Origin of the sequence: Acidovorax sp., assembly GCF_022763525.1 — a bacterium.
Classification (GTDB): Bacteria; Pseudomonadota; Gammaproteobacteria; order Burkholderiales; family Burkholderiaceae_C; genus Acidovorax.
On record NZ_JALEGG010000011.1, the window covers coordinates 1 to 19698 of the forward strand.

Below are 19698 nucleotides of genomic sequence, written 5' to 3' on the forward strand. Positions count from 1 at the left end.
GCCTGTCGTCGGGCCTGCGCATCAACAGCGCCAAGGACGATGCCGCCGGCCTGGCGATTTCCGAGCGCTTCACCAGCCAGATCCGCGGCCTGAACCAGGCGGCACGCAACGCCAACGACGGTATCTCCCTGGCGCAGGTGACGGAAGGGGCCATGAAGGCGGCAGGCGACATCCTGCAGCGCGTTCGTGAGCTGGCCGTGCAGTCGGCCAACGCCTCCAACAGCCCCAGCGACCGCCAGGCGCTGAACCAGGAAGTGGGTCAGCTGGTGGCGGAACTGGACCGCATCTCGCAAACCACCGAGTTCAACGGCGCCAAGCTGCTCAATGGGACGTTTGGCACCCAGCAGTTCCAGGTGGGCGCCAACGCCAACCAGACCATCGTGGCGGCCACGGCCAACCTGCGCACCAGCGTGTACGGCAACAACCAGAACACGTCGGCCAACGGCGCTGGCGCGGCTGCCAGCGCAACCAGCTGGGGCACCAACGGCGTCACCGCCGGCACCCTGGCGGTCAACGGCGCACTGGGCTCGCAGAACATCACCCTCGTGGCCAACGACACCGCCAAGGCCATGGCGGACAAGATCAATCTGCAGACGGCCAACACGGGTGTGACCGCCTCGGCCCGCACTGAGCTGGACCTCTCGTTCACCTCCGTCGGCTCCTACACCTTCGAGCTGCGCTCGGAAAACACGCCCACCGCGCCAGCTCTGGGCCAGTCGATTTCGTTCAACGTGTCGGCACTGAACACGTCGGACGGCCTCTCCAATGCCATCTCTGCCATCAACGAACAATCGGCCAAGACCGGCGTGACGGCTTCGCTGAACGCCACCAGCACGGGCATCGTGCTCTCCAACGCCACGGGCCAGGACATCGGGCTGTACAAAAGCGCAGCCTCGGGGGCCAACGCGGGCGCCATCACCATCCAGAAGCTGCAGGCCGACGGCACCGCCACCGGCGCTGCCGACACCCTGGCCGCCGCTTCGGGCGCCGATGCTTCGACCGTCAGCGGCTACGTGGTGCTCGACTCCGAGAAGTCGTTCTCGACCGTGGCCACCACGACCAACGCGTTCAGCACTGCTGCGCCCGCTGATTCCGCCTCGGACCTGCAGGAAGTGGCCAACCTGGACGTGACCACCTTCAAGAAGGCGACCGAAGCCCTCAAGACGGTAGACTCGGCGCTGGCGTTCATCAACGGCGAACGCGCCAAGCTGGGTGCGCTGCAGGCGCGCTTCGAGACGGCGATCTCCGCGCTGAACATCACGTCCGAGAATCTCTCTGCCTCGCGCAGCCGGATCCTGGACGCCGACTTCGCGGCCGAAACCGCCAACCTGTCGCGCGCGCAGATCCTGCAGCAAGCGGGCACCGCCATGGTGGCCCAGGCCAACCAGATCCCGCAGGGCGTGCTCAAGCTGCTGCAGTAAGCAAAGCCGGCAAACTCGCCGAATGGAGGCCCGATTCCCGGGCCCCGGCGAGCGCGGCGCCACCGCGCCAGCGCCCGCAACCACGCAAGGATCGATGTGAAGGGCAGACACCCACCCAGCCACGCGCAACCCGCCGCAGACCCTCGGATGCAGGCCGCGCTCGAATCGGGCCAATGGGAGTTGCTCGCGCGGCTGTGCAAGCAGGCCTTGCGCAAGAATTCACGCCAGCTGCAGGCTCACCGCTACCTGGGCCACGCGCTCGACTGCCTGGGGCGCAAGGACGAAGCCGTCGAGGTCTACCGCCACGCAGCCGCCCAATGGCCCGGCGACGCGGAACTGCTGATCAACTACGGCAACTTGCTGCTGAGCCTGGCGCGCAACACCGAGGCCCTGCCCATCTTGCAGCGCGTGTGCGAGCTGCGCCCCGACAAGTCGGTGTGCTGGCTCATCCTCTCGCAATGCTGCTACCTCATTGCCCGGCACGAGCAAGGCTTCCAGGCCGCCGAGCGTGCGGCCGCCCTGGCCACCACCACGGCCGAGAAATCGTCAGCCCTCACCCAGAAGGCCATCCATCGGCGCGAGCTGGGCCAGGTCAAGCAGGCGGTGCAGGACTGCCTGGACGCCATCGCTCTCACGCCGGCAGACTATGCCAACCACACCAACCGGCTGCTCTTCATGCTGGCCGACCCGGACGCCAACGCGGCCATGCTGGCGAGCGCGGCGCGGGATTTTGCGCAGGCGTTCGAGCCCGCCCTCCAGCCCGGCTGGCCCGACCACGCCGATCACCGTGGCGATCCCTGGCGACGGCTGCGCATCGGCTTCCTCTCGCCGGATTTCCGCGTCCACTCGGTGATGTACTTCGTGGAAGGCCTGCTGGCCCAGCTGGACCGGCGCCAGTTCGAGGTGTTTGCCTTCTATCTGTTTCCGCGCGACGACCAGGTGACGGCGCGCGTGGAGCACCATGCGGACCACTTCGTGCGCCTGGCGGGCCTGAACGGGGCACAGCAGGCGCAGGCCATCCGCGCCCATGGCATCGACATCCTGATCGACCTGGCGGGGCACACCGGCCACAACGGCCTGCTGGCCCTGGCCCACAAGCCAGCGCCGGTGCAGGTGTCGTGGCTGGGATTTCCCGCCACCACGGGGCTCCAGGCCGTGGACTACAAGTTCACCGACGAGGTCACCGACCCGCCGGACGCGCAGGATCAATACACCGAGCAGCTCTACCGCCTGCCCACCCTGTTCGCCTGCTACCGCCCCATGAGCCGCCACCCGCTGTGGCGCTACCAGCCGCGTTATCTGGTGCGCCCCACCCCGGCGCTGGCCAACGGCTTCATCACGTTTGGCTCGTGCAACAACCTGGGCAAGCTCACCGACGACGTGCTGCGCCTGTGGGGCCGCATCCTGCAGGCGGTGCCGGGCTCGCGCCTGCTGATCGAGGGCAAAAACCTGGGGGAGCCGGGCTTTGCCAGCGACTACCGCGCACGCTGCCAGGCGCTCGGCGTGGACACCGAACGGCTCGACCTGCTGGGGCTTAACGGCGACAACCAGTACCTGACCTACCACCACATCGACATCGCCCTGGACCCATTTCCCCTCACGGGCGGAACCACCACCTTCGACGTGCTCTGGATGGGCGTGCCCCTGGTGTCCATGGTGGGCGAGAGCTTCAAGAGCCGCATGGGCGTGGGGCTGCTCACCTACCTGGGGCGCTCGGAATGGCTGGCCAATACGCCCGAAGACTATGTGCGCATTGCCTGCGAGCTGGCCAGCGACGTGCCCGCGCTGAACCAGCTGCGCCAGGGGTTGCGCGACGAGGTGGAGAACTCGCCGCTCATGCGCGAAGACGTGTTCAACCACCACTTTGCGGATGGCCTGCGCGCGATGTGGCTGCAGTGGCTGGCGGCATCGGCGCACCCGGGCGACCCTGCGGCGCAGCAGGCCGCCATGGCCGCATGGCTGCAGGACTGCCCGGCCGAATGGAGCGCGCTGCCCGTGCCCGGCGTGGGCGTGAAGCCCGGCCAGCGCATCAGCCTGGGCGAAGCGCACCAGCGCCTGCAAGACCTGGTGGACAAGGCCAAGGCGGGCCACAGCGCCACAGCCCCCGGCCTCGATGGCGCGACACCCATCACCGACCGGAACTGGATCGCTGTGACCGGCCTGGCCGAGATGGTTCTGAACGCCGTGCCGCACGACCCGGTGGCGCTGGCTTGCCTGGCCGAGGTGGAGAACGCCCACGGCCACCCTGACTTTGCCGTGACGTATCTGCAATACGCCATGCGCGCCATGGAACGGCAGGCGCAGGCGGCGCAAGAGGCACCGCAGGCACAGGCGAGCTAAGCATTGCTCCTGAATTGGTAGCTATCAGCGCTTATTCAGCAAGCGCTGGAAGCCAAAATCTTTCAAAATTTCGGCGCAAATCCTGGACTCGCCTCGTCAGCTGGCGCGGCGGCGCAAGAAACCCTCGGGCGCCACCGTGACCTGCAGGCGCTGCTCCATCTCCGCATCGACCTCGAACTCGGCATGCCCGGCCAGCCACTGGCGCACCGCCGTCTTCGGGTTGTTGCCCACGTCCCAGGGGCGGTCGGCAAAGAACTTCGGCGGCATGTCTTCCACGAATGTGTCAAACACCACGCAGTAGCTGCCGGGGGTGACCAGCGGCGCGTAGGCATTGAGTTCGCCCAGCACATGGTCGTGGGTGTGCATGGAATCCAGGCACACCAGCACACGCTGGTAGCCCTGGGCAAAGTCGCGCACCTGCTGCACCACCTCGGGTGCAATGGCCGATCCCTGGATCATCGCAATGCGGCTGGCCATGGGGTGGGCTTCGATGGCGGCGCGGTTGTGGGCGCGGATGTCGATGTCCACCCCCAGCACCTTGCGGCGCGAGGCGCGCGGGTCCAGCGTGGTGCCTGCCTCGATGGCATCGCTCATGTCGAGCAGCGCCAGCAGCGAGGCGCTGAGCACCAGCGATCCGCCATGGGCGATGCCAGTCTCGATGATCAGATCGGGCCGCACGCGCCACACCAGCTCCTGCATGGCCACCATGTCCTGCGGGTACTGGATGATGGGCCGGCCCATCCAGTCGAAGTTGTAGACGTACTGCCGCTGCATTGAGGCCTGCAGCCAGTCGCGCGACAGGGACTGGAAGGCGGTGTCCTGGGCATAGCCCGCGAGGCGGTCGCGGCGTTCCTGGGCGAATTGGTCAACGGGGTTCATGGCAGGTACTCCAACGGGGTCGTCATTCATTCAATAGCAGCCAGCAAGCTGTCGTCCCAGAGGGGGCGGGGCACAACGCCCCACTCGCCCTGCAGGCGCGACACGGCAATCGGGGGAAACGGCTGCAGCGGCCCGCCGGGCAACACCTCTACCGCGCAGCCGGTGCGGGCCTGCAGCCAGTCCAGCCACTGTGCATGGGAGGTCTGGCAGCCACTGGCCAGGTTGTAGACCGTGGCCCGGCCTTGCAGCGCAATGCGCGGCAACCAGTCCAGAATATCGGCCACCTGCACGTAGTCCTTGGCAGACTGCGGATCGGAACGCAGCACCACCCGGCCCTGCCGCGCCTGGTGCAGCAGGTCGGCCACCAGATTGCCCGATGCAGCGTCCAACCCCGGCCCCACCACGTTCGACAGCCGCGCCACACGCACGCCGGTGCGGCCGCTGGCGTGGCACAGGGATTCGCCGGTGAGCTTGGTGAGGTTGTAGAGGTACGAGGGGTCGCCCGGCAGCACGGACAGGGGCGCGTCTTCGTCAGTGCGGGTGGCGCCCATGTAGACCCGGGTGGACGACAGGTACAGCAGCGAGTCGAACTGCGCGCGCCGCAGCACCTCGGCCAACAGGCCCACATGGGCGTCCACCGTGTCGAACGGGCGCGTGCGGAAGTCGGCGGTGAGCCCCACGCAATAGATCACGTGGCCCAGCGGGCGGGCGAACACCTCGGTATCGCCGCGCGTTGGCGCCCACACGGTGTGGCCCTGGGCCTGCAGGTGCGCCACCAGGCGGCTGCCGATGTAGCCCGAGGCGCCGAGCACCGTAAACGTCGAAAGGGGCAGGCCCGTCACCGGCGCTCTCCCACAGCGGCCAGCGGTTGCCCGGCATACACGGTGTACGCCAGCAGCTCCCCGCGCACGATGGAGCCCGCGCCCACCACGCAGCCGCGCCGCAGCACGGCGCCGTCGAGCAGCACGCAGTTGGCGCCGATCCACACGTCGTCCTCGATCACGATGCCGCCCTTGCTGGGCAGAAAGCCCTGCTCGCGGATCAGGCGGCTGCGGTCGGCATAGGCGTGGTTGACGGGCGCAAAGGTGCAGTTGGCGGCAATCGCCACGTAGTTGCCGATGTGGATGCCGTTGCCCGTGTAGAGAACGCAGCCCGCGTTGATGACCACGTGTTCGCCCACCACCAGATCGCCGCTGCCGCCTGCGGGCTTGACCTTGACGAAGCTGTCGATCACCGAATGTGCGCCCACCACGATGCGGGAGCCGCGCACCGAGTCTTCGATGTCGGCCAGGTGCGAAACCTTGGCGGTGGGGTGCAGCTCGATCATCTAGAACACCTCCAGGCGGGGCACTGCCACCACCATCTGCGCGCCCCAGCTGCGCGTGTAGTCCAGCTGGTCGGCCACTTCGCTGCGCAGGTTCCAGGGCAGGATCAGGATGCGCTGCGGCTGGTGGGCGCGCAGGTGCGCCTCGCTCACCACCGGGATGTGGCTGCCGGGCAGGTACTGGCCCTGCTTGGCGGGGTTCTTGTCCACCACGTAGGGCAGCAGGTCGGGCCGCACGCCCGCAAAGTTGAGCAGGGTGTTGCCCTTGGCGGCCGCGCCGTAGGCGCCCACAGTGATGCCGTCGGCCTGGCATTGCAGCAAAAATATGAGCAGCTCGCGCTTGACCCGTATGGCCTGGGCCTGGAAATCGCTGTAAAAACCGGCGCCCAGCATGCCGGCCGCCGCCTCGGTGGCCAGCAGTTGCTGGACGCGGGTGGCGCCTTCAGCCGTTATCTGAGGGTGTCCCACGGTATCGGCGCGGGCGGCAAACACGCGCAGGCTGCCGCCGTGGGTGGGCAGCTCTTGCACGTCAATCACCGCCAGGCCGTTGGCCGCAAAGATGCGCTGCACCGCCGTGAGCGACAAATAGGAATAGTGCTCGTGGTACGCCGTGTCGAACTGGCAGCCCTGCACCATGCGCAGCAGGTGCGGAAACTCGAAAGTGGCCACACCATGGGGCTTGAGCAGCCGGGCAAAGCCGCCCACAAAGTCGTTGATGTCGGGCACATGGGCCAGCACGTTGTTGGCGGCGATCAGGTCGGCCTGGCGGTCGGCGGCTGCCAGCTCGTCGGCCAGCGCCACGCCAAAGAACCGATCCACCACCTCAATGCTCTTGGCGCGGGCTGCGGCTGCCGTGCTGGCGGTGGGCTCCACGCCGTAGCAAGGAATGCCAGCCGCCTGCACATATTGCAGCAGGTAGCCGTCGTTGGAAGCGACCTCGACCACGCGACTGGCGGCGGTCAGACCCAGGCGCTCGCGCATTGCCTCGACATAGGCCTTGGCGTGGGCCAGCCAAGACGATGAGACCGAGCTGAAGTACGCGTAGTCGTCGGTGAACAGCGCCTCGCGCCCGGCGTGGTCCTCGGTCTGCACCAGCCAGCAGGTCTCGCACACCAGCAGGCGCAGGGGGAACCAAGTCTCGGGCGCGCGCAGCGCGGCCTCGCTCAGGTAGGCGTTGGACGGGGGCGCGCTGCCCAGGTCCAGGAACGAGCGTTGCAGCGGGCTGCCGCAGTGTCGGCACTTCACAGGCGCACTCCTTCGAATTCTTCGGTCAGCCACGCCTGGCCTGCATCGCGGGGCGACAGATGGCCCACCGGCAGGGGCCAGGCAATGGACAAGCGCGGGTCCGCCGGGTGCAAACCTGCTTCAGCGGCAGGGACATAGGCGGCTGAGTGGCAATACAGCAGCTCGGCATGGTCGCTCAGCGCCTGGAAACCATGGGCGAAGCCGGGCGGGATGAGCAACGCGCTGCCGTTGTCCGCGGACAGGGGCTCGGCATGCCAGCGCAGAAAGGTGGGCGAGTCCGGGCGCAGGTCCACCGCCACATCCCAGACCTCGCCGCGCAGGCAGCTCACGAGTTTCATCTCGGCATGCGGCGGCTTCTGGTAATGCATGCCCCGCACGGTGCCCTTCAGGGCGGTGTAGCTCTGGTTGACCTGGGCGATGGGCGCCGTCCAGCCCGCGTCGGCCAGCTCGCCGGCACAGAACAGGCGCGAAAAAAAGCCGCGCTCGTCCACCAGCGGCTGGCGGACCACACGGAAGAGCCCCGCCAGCGGCAGGGGCGCCAGCGCCAGGCGGCTCATGGGCGGGCCTCCCAGGCGTCGATGTCCGCCAGGCACAGCGCGCGGGCATCGGCGCCGCCGCGCTGCTGGCGGTACCAGTTCATGGTGCGGGCCACGGCCGTGTTCAGCGCCCAGTGCGGGGTCACACCCAGCACCTGGCGGGCGTGCGCGGTCTCCAGTGCCAGCCAGCCTGCCTCGTGCGGGCCTTCGCTTTCATTTTGATAGCTGGTCGCGCCTTGGGGATAAGCGCTGGAGGCCAATTCGATGACATGCTTTACCGTGGCCGCCTCGTGCGGAAGCGGGCCGAAGTTGTAGGCACCGGCCAAGCCGGGCTGCTCCCACAGGCGCTGGGCCAGGCGCAGGTACGCGGCCAGGGGCTCCAGCACATGCTGCCAGGGGCGGGTGGCCTGCGGGCGGCGGATGTGCAGGGTTTCACCTGCGCCCCAGGCGCGAACGGCGTCGGGCAGCAGGCGGTCTTGGGCCCAGTCGCCACCGCCAATCACGTTGCCCGCGCGGGCCGTGACCACGGCCACGCCCTGGGCGGCCAGGAAGGCGTCCCGGTAGCTGGCCGTGACCAGCTCGGCCGCGGCCTTGCTGGCACTGTAGGGGTCGTGCCCGCCCAGCGGGTCGTCTTCACGGTAGGGGTAGGCCCATTCGCGGTTGCGGTAGACCTTGTCGGTGGTCACCACCACGGCCACGCGCACCTCGGGCAGACCGCGCAGCGCGTCCAGCAGGTGGGCCGTGCCCATGACGTTGGTGGCAAAGGTGTCCAGCGGCGCTGCGTAGCCGGGCCGCACCAGCGCCTGGGCCGCGAGGTGCAGCACCACCTCGGGCCGGGCGGCGCGCACGCGCAGGGCCAGGGCCTGGGCATTGCGGATGTCGCAGAAATGGGTCTCAACGCCCTGCTCCACCTGGGCCAGGGTGAACAGGTTGGGCTCGGTGGCGGGCGGCAGCGCCACGCCGGTCACCTGGGCGCCCAGGCGCTGCAGCCACAGGGCCAGCCATGCGCCCTTGAAGCCAGTGTGGCCGGTGAGCAACACGCGCTTGCCGCGCCAGAAGTCGGGATCGGGGCGCATCGGGGGCTACCAGCACTTCCAGGGCGCGCGGCCCGAATGCCACAGGTCTTCGAGCAGGTTCTTCTCGCGCAAGGTGTCCATGGGTTGCCAGAAGCCGGTGTGTTCAAAGGCGCGAAGCTGGCCACTCGTGGCCAGGCGGGCCATGGGCTCCAGCTCCCAGCTGGTGGCATCGCTCTCGATGAGGTCAATCACCTCGGGCTGCAGCACAAAAAAACCGCCGTTGATCCAGCCGCCGTCGCCGCGCGGCTTTTCCTCGAAGCCGGCCACGGTCTCGCCCTCGCGCACCAGCGCGCCGTAGCGGCCCGGGGGCTGGACGGCCGTCACGGTGGCCTGGCAGCCATGGGCCCGGTGGAAGGCGAACTGGGCCGTCATGTCGAGGTCGGCCACGCCATCGCCATACGTGAAGCAGAAGGGTTCGCCCGCAGGCAGGTATTCCTGAACCCGGCGCAGGCGCCCGCCGGTCATGGTGCTTTCACCCGTATCCACCAGCGTCACGCGCCAGGGTTCTGCGTGGCGGTGGTGGACTTCCATGCGGTTGTTAGCCATGTCGAAGGTCACGTCCGACATGTGCAGGAAATAGTTGGCAAAGTATTCCTTGATGACGTAGCCCTTGTAGCCCAGGCAGATGATGAAGTCGTTGACGCCATGGGCCGCATACATCTTCATGATGTGCCAGAGGATGGGCCGCCCCCCGATTTCAATCATGGGCTTGGGACGCAGGTGCGACTCTTCCGAGATGCGGGTGCCCAGCCCCCCCGCGAGCAGTACGGCTTTCATGCGTCCAGCATAGTCCAGCTCCCACGGAGCCAAAAGCCCCTGACGTCGCCCAAATACGGCCCAGTTGCGCCGATTGCGCAGCACGGCCCGCGCGGGTGGGCGCGGCTGTTGCGTGGCCCCCACCGCGCGTGGCACCGTTACATCATTCCGGCAAGAAGCCCCGTGTTGGCGGCCTTCTTGAGTGCATTTGGCGTGCCGGTATCCGATACATTTACAGTAACCTTCGGTAAACCGCATGGCCAGCGGCTTGATTTGCCTCGCTTTTTCTGCTGCCTGGCTGGCGCAACCTCCGTCTAAAGCATGTTCGTCATCATTGGTTACGTCGTCTGCCTGGGCTGCATCTTCGGCGTGTACATCGTGCACGGCGGAAACATCAGCGTGATCCTCAAGGCGCTGCCATTCGAGATCGTCACCATCCTGGGCGGCGCCCTCGGTGCTTTCGTGGTGAACAACCAGCCCAAGGTGATCAAGGCGACGATGGCGGCAATCCCCATGGCGCTCAAAGGGTCCAAGTACACCAAGGCGCGGTACATGGAGCTCATGGCCATGCTCTACGACATCCTGCAAAAGGCGCGCAAGGAAGGGCTGATGGCCATCGAAAAGGATGTGGAGGCGCCCCACGAGTCCGAGATCTTCAAGAAATACCCCACCGTGGGCAGCGACCACCACGTGATCGAGTTCACCACCGACTACCTGCGCATGATGGTGTCGGGCAACCTCAATTCGCACGAGATCGAGGCGCTGATGGACAGCGAAATCGACACCCACCACCAGGAGGCCCATGCGCCGGTGGCCGCGCTGGCCCGCCTCGCTGGCGCCCTGCCCGCCTTCGGGATCGTGGCGGCCGTGCTGGGGGTGGTGAACACCATGGGCTCGGTGGGACAGCCGCCTTCCGTGCTGGGCGGCATGATCGGCTCCGCGCTGGTGGGGACGTTCCTGGGTATCTTGCTGGCCTACGGCGTGGTCGAGCCCCTGGGCGGCCTGGTCGAGCAAAAGACGGAGGACGCCGCCAAGGAACTGCAGTGCATCAAGTCCACCCTGCTGGCCAGCATGCAGGGGTACAACCCGGCCACGGCCATCGAGTTTGGCCGCAAGGTGCTTTTCTCCAGCGTGCGCCCCAGCTTTTCCGAACTGGAAGGGCATGTCAAAGGTAAGAAGTAGCATCGGCATCGCGTACGCTGCTGCACTCTCCCAGCCATGGCAGAAAAGAAACTCCAGCCCATCATCGTCAAGCGCATCAAGAAGGGCGGCCATGCCGTCCATGGTGGCGCCTGGAAGATCGCCTATGCCGACTTCGTGACGGCCATGATGGCCTTCTTCCTGCTGATGTGGCTGCTCGGCTCCACAGCCAAGGGGGAACTGCAGGGGATCGCGGCTTACTTCGCCTCTCCGCTCAAGGTCGCCATGACCGGGGGCGACGGCGCCGGCAACAGCTCCAGCGTGATTCCCGGCGGGGGCAATGATTTGTCCAAGGTGCATGGCCAGGTGCGGCGCTCCGATGTCGAGGAGGCCAAGCAGCGCCGCATGAGCATTGACGCGGCACGCGCCGAGCGCGCCAAGCAGGACCAGGAGCGCATCAAGGCGCTCGAGGCCAAGATCGACGCGCTCATCACCGAAAACCCGCGGCTGAACGAATACAAGTCGCAGATCCGGATCGACATCACGCCAGACGGCCTGCAGATCCAGATCATCGACGACCAGAATCGCCCCATGTTCGACAGCGGCAGCGCCTTGGTCAAACCCTACATGCGCGACATCCTGCGCGAGATCGGGGCCGCCCTGGGCGGGGTGGAAAACCGCATCAGCCTGGCGGGGCACACCGACGCCGTGCCCTATGGCAACAGCGAACGCGGCTACAGCAATTGGGAGCTGTCGGCGGACCGCGCCAACGCCTCGCGCCGCGAACTCGTGTCCGCCGGCATGCCAGACGCTAAACTGGGACGTGTGGTAGGTTTGGCGGCCAGCGACCTCCTGGATCCGGCAAACCCCCGCTCCCCCACCAACCGGCGCATCACCATCACGGTGCTGACCCGGGAGGCCGAAGAACGACTCATGGGCAAGGGCATTCCCGAAATCACATCCACGGAACTCCTGGATGAAAAGCGGGAAAATCCCTCCCCTGGCAAGCCGTAGTTACGACTTGTCACAACGCCTGCTGCCCATGAAAATACCTCCAGCCATTTCCGACCGAAAGGGTCCCACGTGACCACAGCCCTTCGTTTTTTGATCGTTGACGATTTCTCCACCATGCGCCGCATCGTGCGCAACCTGCTCAAGGAAAGCGGCTTTGCCGATGCCGATGAGGCGGAAGACGGCGTGGCCGCGTTGAACAAGCTGCGCAACGGCAAGTTCGACTTCGTGGTGACGGACATCAACATGCCCAACATGAACGGGTTTCAGCTGCTGGCAGAAATCAAGAAGGACGACAAGCTCAAGCACCTGCCCGTCCTGATGGTGACCGCCGAGGCCCGCAAGGAAGACATCGTCGCCGCCGCCCAGGGCGGCGCCGCGGGATACATCGTCAAACCCTTCACCAAGGCCACCCTGGAGGAAAAGGTGACCTTGATCCTGAAAAAGATGGGGCTATGACACCATGGACGCCACACCGGACAACAGCCAGCCGGCCGCCGAAGCCGACGTTCACCACAAGATCGGCCTGCTGACCCGCCAGCTGCACGATTCGCTCAACGAACTGGGTTATGCCGACAAGCTGCGCGGCACCATGGGCGAGCTGCCTGATGCGCAAAGTCGCCTGTCGTACATCGCGCGCCTGACCGGGGAAGCGGCCGAGAAGGTGCTCAACCGGGTGGAGCAGGCCAAGGCCCAGCACGACTACATTGCCGAGGAGACGCGCCGCGTCGTCGCCTCCCTCGTCAAGGACCCGGTCGCAGCCGTGGCCAAGGGCGAGATCATGAACTTCCTCCATGATGTGGAGCGCGTGACCAAGGAAGCCGACGGACACCTCACCGAAATCATGATGGCCCAGGACTTCCACGACCTCACGGGCCAAGTGATTGCCCGCGTGGTCAACCTCGCCGCCACCATCGAGGACCAGCTCGTGCAACTGCTGATCCAGACGGCGCCGCCGAGCGCCCAGGTGGTGGCCGAGCCGCCACGCTCGCAGCATCTCCAAGGCCCGGTCGTGGACCCCGAGCACACGCCCGACGTGGTCACCGACCAGTCCCAGGTGGACGACCTGCTGGCCAGCCTGGGGTTCTGAGCTTCCCAGCGGACGGCCCGGCCGGTTGCCCCGCGCAAGGTGGCAGGCGCCGCCGCTCTCAGATGGCCAGGCAAAATGGCTCCAGCGCTTGTCCAGCAAGCGCTGGCTGCTATGATTTTTGAAACCCCGATGCCGAGCGGCACCCGGGGGCATCTCGCAGGCGAAAGCCCCTGAAGGCTCCGCTGCCGCCCTGGAAAAGAGGGGGCCGCAGCCCCCTTATCCAGCTTTAGATTTCCGGGCCGCTCACGACAATGGCATGACACGAGCCGTCATGCCACCATGGAATCCAGCCAAGAAAAGAGCCTCCCCGCGACCGAGCGCAAGCTGCAAAAAGCGCGCGAGGACGGCCAGGGCGCGCGCTCCCGCGATCTGTCGCACCTGGCGATCCTGGGCGCAGGCGCCGGCTGCATGCTCGTGCTCACCCCCCAGTTGCTCGACCATCTGCAACGCGCGATGAGCCAGCAGCTGGCCTTCGATGCCGCCACCGTGATGGCACCCGGCACCATGCTCCAGCGCCTGCGCGACATGACGCTGGTGGGCCTGGTGGCCAGCGCGGTGTTTGCCGCGCTCACCAGCGCGGCTGCGCTCATCAGCGCGATTGGGGCGGGGGGCTGGATCCTGAGCCTCAAGCCGATTTCGCCGCAGTTCAACCGGCTCAACCCCCTCTCGGGCCTGGCCAACCTGTTTTCCAAGCAGCAGATGGCCAACGTGGCCAAGATGGTGCTCATGACGGCCGTGCTGAGCTACGTGGCCTGGAAATTCATGGGCAACAGCATCGACACCGTGGCCATGCTGGTGCTGCAGCCCTCGCCGCTGGCCATCCGCCAGCTGGCCGACTGGCTGGTCTCCGGCATGAGCCTCTTGCTCCTGGTGGTCTTCCTGGCCGCGCTGGTCGACGTGCCGCTCCAGGCCTACTTCTTCAAGGCACGCCTGAAGATGTCGCACGAGGAAATCAAGCAGGAGCACAAGGAGTCCGACGGCGACCCGCACACCAAGGGCCGCATTCGCCAGAAGCAGCGCGAGATCGCCGATCGCGCCAGCATCGGCGCCGTGCCCAAGGCCGATTTCGTGGTGATGAACCCCACCCACTACGCCGTGGCGCTTAAGTACGACGAAGCCACCATGAGCGCACCGCAGGTGATCTCGCGCGGCACCGACCTCCTCGCGCTCCGGATTCGTGACGTCGCGCGGGAGCACAACGTGCCCGTGCTGCAGTCTCCCATGCTCGCGCGGGCGCTGTATGCCCACGCGGAGCTGGACCAGGCCATTCCCGCCACGCTGTACGCCGCCGTGGCGCAGGTGCTGGCGTACGTGTACCGCCTGAAGGCCGCCCTGCGCGGCGAAGGCCGCATGCCCGACAGTCTGGTGGAGCCCTATGTGCCGCCCGAACTTGATCCGCTGAACCGCACATCCCAGCAAGGTGCCGCCGTATGAACACCTCCGTAAAGTCTCTCCAGCAGTGGGCGGGCAGCAACGCCAGCGCGCTGCAGGGCCTGTCGGCTCCGCTGCTGGTCGTCGCCATCCTGGCGCTCATGGTGCTTCCGATTCCGCCGTGGCTGCTGGACGCGTTCTTCACGCTCAACATCGCCGTGGCCCTGATGGTGATGATGGTCGCGGCGTACATGCTGCGCCCGCTCGATTTCGCGGCGTTTCCGTCGGTGCTGCTGCTCACCACGCTGATGCGCCTGTCGCTGAACGTGGCTTCGACCCGCGTGGTGCTGCTGGAGGGCCACACCGGCCCGGGTGCCGCGGGCGCGGTGATCGAGGCCTTCGGCCACTTCCTGATCGGCGGCAACTTCGCCGTGGGCCTGATCGTGTTCGCCATCCTGGTGGTGATCAACTTCGTGGTGATCACCAAGGGCGCCGAGCGCATTGCCGAGGTGTCGGCGCGCTTCACGCTGGATGCCATGCCCGGCAAGCAGATGGCGGTGGACGCCGACCTCAACGCCGGCCTGATCGACGAGAAGGAGGCCAAGCGGCGCCGCGCCGAGGTGGGGGAAGAAGCCAACTTCTTCGGCTCCATGGACGGTGCCTCCAAGTTCGTGCGCGGCGACGCGATCGCCGGCATCCTGATCCTGCTCATCAACATCATCGGCGGCTTTGCCATCGGCGTGCTGCAGCACGACCTCTCGGCCAAGCAGGCGGCCGACAGCTACATCCTGCTGGCCATCGGTGACGCACTGGTGGCCCAGATCCCCGGCCTGTTGATCTCGGTGGCGGCAGCCATGGTGATCTCGCGCGTGGGCAAAGACCACGACATGGGCCGCCAGATCGTGCAGCAGTTGTTCATGTCGCCCCGCGTGCTGGGCGTCACGGCCGGCATCCTGGTGCTGCTGGGCCTGATTCCCGGCATGCCGCACGTCGTCTTCCTGACCATGGGCAGCCTGCTGGGCTACGGCGCCTGGGTGCTTTACGAGCGCCAGAAGGTGCCACCCGAGGTCGAGGCGCCCCCCGCACCCGTGAGCGACGGCGAGGCCACATGGGACGATCTGCAACCCGTGGACCTGCTCGGCCTGGAGCTGGGCTACCGCCTGATCAGCCTGGTGGACAAGAGCCGCCAGGGCGACCTGCTCACCCGCATCAAGGGCGTGCGCCGCAAGTTCGCGCAGGAAGTCGGCTTCCTGCCCCCGGCCGTGCACGTGCGCGACAACCTGGAGCTCAAGCCCAGCGGCTACCGCATCACGCTGCGCGGCGTGGTGGTGGGCGAAGGCGAGGCCTTCCCCGGCATGTTCCTGGCCATCAATCCCGGCGGCATCACCACGCCGCTGATCGGCACGCCCACCACCGACCCCGCCTTCGGCCTGCCTGCCCACTGGATCGACGAGCGCCAGAAGGAAGCGGCACAAATGGCTGGTTTTACCGTGGTTGATTCCGAAACCGTGATGGCCACCCATTTGTCACACTTGATGCAAGTGCAAGCCGCCAAGCTCCTCAGTCGCACGGAAACCCAACAACTGGTGGAGCACGTGGCCAAGCTGGCCCCCAAGCTCATCGAAGAAGTGGTCCCGAAAATGGTCTCCATCGCAACGTTCCAGAAAGTCCTCCAGCTGCTGCTGGAAGAGTCTGTGCACATCCGCGATATCCGCACCATCATCGAGACGCTGGCCGAATTTGCGGGGGGCATCTCCGACCCGGTCGAGCTGGCCCGCCGCGTGCGCATTGCGCTGTCGCCCGCCATCGTCCAGCAGATCTATGGCCCGACGCGCGAGCTCAACGTGATCGCCATCGAACCCGGCCTCGAGCGCCTCCTGGTGCAGGCCCTGGGCAACGCGGCCAGCCCCGCGCTGGACCCCGGTGTGGCCGACATCCTCACGCAGAAGGCCGCCGAAGTGGCGCTCAAGCAGGAAGAGATGGGCCTGCCCGCCTGCCTGCTGGTGCCCGACCAGATCCGCAATGCCATCTCCCGTCTGGTGCGCCGCGTCGCGCCCCGCCTGCAGGTGCTTGCGCACAGTGAAATCCCAGAGACCCACACCATCCGTATTGGGCCGATCCTTAAAGGTGCATCAGCATGAACATCAAACGCTTTACCGCCCCCACGTCCCGCGAGGCCCTGGCCAAGGCGCGCATGGCCTTTGGCGAAGGCACGCTGATCCTGTCCAACCGCCCGACGGCCAACGGCGTCGAAGTGGTGGCCACCGCCGAAGACACGCTCTCGGCCCTGGACGGCAATGCGGGGACATCCTCCAACCCGCCGCTGCTCGCGCCCAGCCCGGCACGCAGTGCACCCAGCCGTGCCAGCCAGCCCGCGTCGGCCGCTGCCCTGTCCCGCAACCCGGTCGAGGAAGACACCGAGCAGCTGGCCATGAGCACGCTCTCGTTCCAGGACTACGTGCGCGAACGCATGCTGCGCCGCCGCCATGAGGCGCTCAGCGGCCCAGCCGACGCGCCCACGTTCGCCGAGCGCAGCCGCGAACAGGAGCCCGCGCGCGAACGCATGCCCGCGGCGGCCGCTGCACCGGTGGCGCGCCACAACCCGCTGCGCACCATCCCCATGGACATCCCCGCCGAGCCGCCGCGCCGCCGGCAGGAGGCCGCATCCAGCAACCTGATGCAGTCGAACAACCAGCAAAGCCTGATGAACGAGCTGCATGCCATGAAGGAGCTGATCGAAGACCGCTTCAACACACTGGCCTGGCTCGGGCAGGCGCGCCAGAACCCCATCCAGTCCAACCTCATGCTCAAGATGATCCGCGCCGGCTACTCGCCATCGCTGGCCCGCACGGTGCTCGAACGCATGCCCGAAGAGCTGTCTGCCGCCGAGTCGGTGCGCTGGCTGATGGACGTGCTGGAGCGCAATCTGCGCACCGATCTGTCGGACCCTCCGCTGTACGAGCAGGGCGGCATCTTCGCCATGGTGGGCTCCACCGGCGTGGGCAAGACCACCACGACGGCCAAGCTCGCGGCCATGTGCGCGCGCATTCACGGTCCCGGCAGCGTCGGCCTGATCACGCTCGATACCTACCGCGTGGGCGCGCACGACCAATTGCGCACCTATGGCCGCATGCTGGGCATCGTGGCCCACCTGGCGCACGACCGCGCTGCGTTGCAGGACCTGCTGGGCCTGCTGTCGGGCAAGAAGATGGTGCTGATCGACACCACCGGCGTGGCCCCGCGCGACCCGCGCAAGCGCGACATGCTCGACGTGCTGGACCTGCCCCATGTGAACCGCCTGCTGGTGCTCAACGCCAGCTGCCACGGCGACACGCTGGACGACGTGCTCACCGGCTTCAAGACCGACGGCTCGCAGCAAGCCATCCTGTCGAAGGTGGACGAAGCCGTGAAGCTCGGCCCCGCCATCGACGCGCTGATCCGCCACCAGATGGTGCTGCGTGGCGTGACCAACGGCCAGCGCGTGCCCGAGGATTGGGAGCGCGCCGATGCCCACAAGCTCATCAGCACGTCGATGCGGGCTCCCGCCAAATCGGCATTCGACCCCAAGGCGAGCGACCTCAACTTCTTCTTCTCGCATGCGCCTGAAAGCATGAACGAAAGGGGAATGGCCGATGCTTGATATCGGATTCCACCAGGCCAGCGGCCTGCACAGCTACACGCCGCAGTCCGAGCTGCGCGTGGTCGCGGTGGCGAGCCAGGACAACGCCGGCTCCGGCCTGGAAACGCTCTGGCAGATTTGCGCCAGCCTGCAGCGCCTGGGGTATCCCGTCGTGGTGCTGGACGGCACCGCGCAGGAAACAGACGACAGCCCCGGGCTGCTGCACCTGCTGCTGCAGGCGCCGTGGAACGAGGGCGTGAACCTCAACATGGGGGCCATGGCGTCTTCGCTGGCGGTCATACCGTCGGCCAAGGGTTTTCTGCGCATCATCCGAGCGGCCAGCCGCGACGAAACGGCCCCGCTGCACGCGCTGCTGCCGTATTTCCGCACGTACGGAATCATCGTGCTGCACGCGCCAGCCGCGACGCTGGGGCCGTTGCTGACCCACACGGCCACGATTCCGCTGGTGGTGATGGGCGAAGGCTCGGCCGGTGTGCTGAGCACTTACAAGAGCCTCAAGCAGATCGCAGTGGACACGGGTCTGCCCTGCATGGTGGCGGCCTTGCTGCGCAGCGGCACCGCGGCCGAGCGGCGCAAAACCCAGCATGCGCTGCTGACGCTGCAGGACTGTGCGGAACGCCACCTGGGCGGCCCCGTGCGCACCACCACCATTGCGACGCAAAATGCCCAGGATGTTCAGCGCCTTGCCTTGCAACTGCTGGAGAATGCGGGCACCATCAGTGAATCGCTGACTGCCCTGCCCCCTTGCAACATGACGGAAGCGCCTGCGCATTTTGCCCGGAGCCATTGACCAGAGCGTGTGATGCACCTGTACCGACCCCAGCCGTTGCCAGCCGCTTGTGGTGTTACCACCCGGCCCCATGCTGCGCCCGGTCAAAGGTCCGCACTGGCGGCATCGCAGGCACTCCAAGGTGCATAGCACGATGTACACAGCCAAAGGCCAACTCGATCGGGACGCGATGATCCGCCAGCACGTGCCGCTGGTGCGGAGGATCGCGCACCACATGATCGCCAAGCTGCCTCCCAATGTTGAGCTGGACGACCTGATCCAGGTCGGCATGATCGGCCTGGCGGACGCCCTTTCGCGCTACGAGGCGGCCCAGGGCGTGCAGTTCGAGACCTTTGCTACCCAGCGCATCCGCGGCGCGATGCTGGACGAGCTGCGCGAGGGCGACTGGATGAGCCGCAGCTCCCGCAAGAGCCAAAAGGACATCGAACACGCCGTGCAGCGGCTGGAGCAAAAGCTGGGCCGCAGCCCCCTCGAATCTGAAATCGCTCAGGAAATGGGCATGAGCCTGGCTGAATACCAGAACCTGCTGGGCAAGGTGCGCGGCACGCAGCTGGTGTATCTGGAAGACATGACGCACGGCAGCGAGGACGAGGAAGGCTTCCTTGACCGCCACGTGGCCGACAGCGACGCCGACCCGATGGAGCTGCTGCGCGACCAGCGCCTGAAGATGTCCCTGGTCAACGCCATCAAGACGCTGCCCGAGCGCGAGCAGCACATCATGGGCATGTACTACGAGCACGACATGAATCTCAAGGAGATCGCCGCCGTGCTGGGCGTGACCGAATCCCGCGTGTGCCAGCTGCACAGCCAGTCCATCGCACGGCTGCGGGCAAAAATGCGGATGCACTGAGAACCTGTTCAAGGTCTTTTCGGGGATCGCGTTGGAGTGCAATCGGAATGAGTGGATGCTTCGGATGTGCCGCATGGGCTCGTGCCCATGCACGCAGCCGGGGCGTCCAATCACCCGATTTCACTCCAACCCTTCGGGCAAGTGCCTTGCCCGGCGGTCTGCGGCGTGGGGGGGCCGGGGGGTTGGCGCGCGAAACCCACGGCCCCCCCCCCCCACCCCCCACCCCCCC

General features: G+C 66.8%; 18 protein-coding genes. 11 read left to right on the top strand and 7 right to left on the bottom strand.

Annotation, left to right across the window (positions count from 1 at the left end; all coding sequences use genetic code 11):
* Positions 1-1421, top strand: a 1421-nt coding sequence (locus tag MRY84_RS00960) for a flagellin (RefSeq protein ID WP_291503906.1), incomplete at its 5' end; no start/stop codon positions are given.
* A 96-nt stretch (positions 1422-1517) separates the two neighbouring features.
* Positions 1518-3761, top strand: a complete 2244-nt coding sequence (locus MRY84_RS00965; protein ID WP_291503907.1) for a tetratricopeptide repeat protein — start codon at positions 1518-1520, stop codon at positions 3759-3761.
* A 96-nt stretch (positions 3762-3857) separates the two neighbouring features.
* Here MRY84_RS00965 and MRY84_RS00970 read toward each other — a convergent pair whose 3' ends face one another.
* The 7 genes from MRY84_RS00970 to rfbF are packed head-to-tail and all read right to left on the bottom strand — an operon-like array spanning position 3858 to position 9598.
* Entirely contained in the window at positions 3858-4640 is a 783-nt protein-coding gene (locus tag MRY84_RS00970) for a cephalosporin hydroxylase family protein (protein WP_291503908.1), read from the bottom strand.
* A 26-nt stretch (positions 4641-4666) separates the two neighbouring features.
* The gene (locus tag MRY84_RS00975) at positions 4667-5482 is read right to left on the bottom strand and encodes an NAD(P)-dependent oxidoreductase (RefSeq protein ID WP_291503909.1); all 816 of its coding nucleotides are present in this window, start codon (positions 5480-5482) and stop codon (positions 4667-4669) included.
* The gene (locus MRY84_RS00980; RefSeq protein WP_291503910.1) at positions 5479-5967 is read right to left on the bottom strand and encodes an acyltransferase; all 489 of its coding nucleotides are present in this window, start codon (positions 5965-5967) and stop codon (positions 5479-5481) included. Before MRY84_RS00980 ends, MRY84_RS00975 begins: the two co-directional genes overlap by 4 nt.
* Positions 5968-7209: a class I SAM-dependent methyltransferase gene (locus tag MRY84_RS00985; RefSeq protein WP_291503911.1), complete on the bottom strand. Its 1242-nt coding sequence runs from the start codon at positions 7207-7209 to the stop codon at positions 5968-5970.
* The gene (locus MRY84_RS00990; RefSeq protein ID WP_291503912.1) at positions 7206-7766 is read right to left on the bottom strand and encodes a dTDP-4-dehydrorhamnose 3,5-epimerase family protein; all 561 of its coding nucleotides are present in this window, start codon (positions 7764-7766) and stop codon (positions 7206-7208) included. The genes MRY84_RS00985 and MRY84_RS00990 overlap by 4 nt, the downstream gene beginning before the upstream one ends.
* Entirely contained in the window at positions 7763-8821 is a 1059-nt protein-coding gene (gene rfbG, locus MRY84_RS00995; RefSeq protein ID WP_291503913.1) for a CDP-glucose 4,6-dehydratase, read from the bottom strand. Before rfbG ends, MRY84_RS00990 begins: the two co-directional genes overlap by 4 nt.
* A gap of 6 nt (positions 8822-8827) precedes the next feature.
* Positions 8828-9598, bottom strand: coding sequence for a glucose-1-phosphate cytidylyltransferase (rfbF, locus tag MRY84_RS01000; protein WP_291503914.1), 771 nt, complete (start codon positions 9596-9598; stop codon positions 8828-8830).
* A 300-nt stretch (positions 9599-9898) separates the two neighbouring features.
* On the opposite strand from rfbF, the gene motA reads away from it, so the two are divergent.
* The 9 genes from motA to MRY84_RS01045 all read left to right on the top strand — a co-directional run bounded on the left by motA (position 9899) and on the right by MRY84_RS01045 (position 19469).
* A complete protein-coding gene (gene motA, locus MRY84_RS01005; protein ID WP_291503915.1) occupies positions 9899-10759 on the top strand; it encodes a flagellar motor stator protein MotA in 861 nt (286 codons plus the stop codon).
* 36 nt (positions 10760-10795) lie between these two features.
* A complete protein-coding gene (gene motB, locus MRY84_RS01010) occupies positions 10796-11731 on the top strand; it encodes a flagellar motor protein MotB (protein ID WP_291503916.1) in 936 nt (311 codons plus the stop codon).
* A gap of 69 nt (positions 11732-11800) precedes the next feature.
* Positions 11801-12187: a chemotaxis response regulator CheY gene (gene cheY / locus MRY84_RS01015; protein ID WP_137747655.1), complete on the top strand. Its 387-nt coding sequence runs from the start codon at positions 11801-11803 to the stop codon at positions 12185-12187.
* A gap of 4 nt (positions 12188-12191) precedes the next feature.
* Entirely contained in the window at positions 12192-12818 is a 627-nt protein-coding gene (locus MRY84_RS01020; protein ID WP_291503917.1) for a protein phosphatase CheZ, read from the top strand.
* Between the two features lie 279 nt (positions 12819-13097).
* A complete protein-coding gene (locus MRY84_RS01025; RefSeq protein WP_291503918.1) occupies positions 13098-14252 on the top strand; it encodes an EscU/YscU/HrcU family type III secretion system export apparatus switch protein in 1155 nt (384 codons plus the stop codon).
* On the top strand, positions 14249-16330 hold the full coding sequence (gene flhA, locus MRY84_RS01030; protein ID WP_291503919.1) for a flagellar biosynthesis protein FlhA: 2082 nt from the start codon (positions 14249-14251) through the stop codon (positions 16328-16330). Before MRY84_RS01025 ends, flhA begins: the two co-directional genes overlap by 4 nt.
* Positions 16327-17829 carry a flagellar biosynthesis protein FlhF gene (gene flhF, locus MRY84_RS01035; protein WP_291503920.1) on the top strand — a complete coding sequence of 501 codons (1503 nt, stop codon included), beginning with the start codon at positions 16327-16329 and terminating at the stop codon, positions 17827-17829. Before flhA ends, flhF begins: the two co-directional genes overlap by 4 nt.
* Complete coding sequence (locus tag MRY84_RS01040) at positions 17822-18619, top strand: hypothetical protein (protein WP_291503921.1); 798 nt, start codon at positions 17822-17824, stop codon at positions 18617-18619. Before flhF ends, MRY84_RS01040 begins: the two co-directional genes overlap by 8 nt.
* Positions 18620-18752: 133 nt before the next feature.
* The gene (locus MRY84_RS01045; RefSeq protein WP_291503922.1) at positions 18753-19469 is read left to right on the top strand and encodes an RNA polymerase sigma factor FliA; all 717 of its coding nucleotides are present in this window, start codon (positions 18753-18755) and stop codon (positions 19467-19469) included.
* Positions 19470-19698 lie beyond the last annotated feature (229 nt).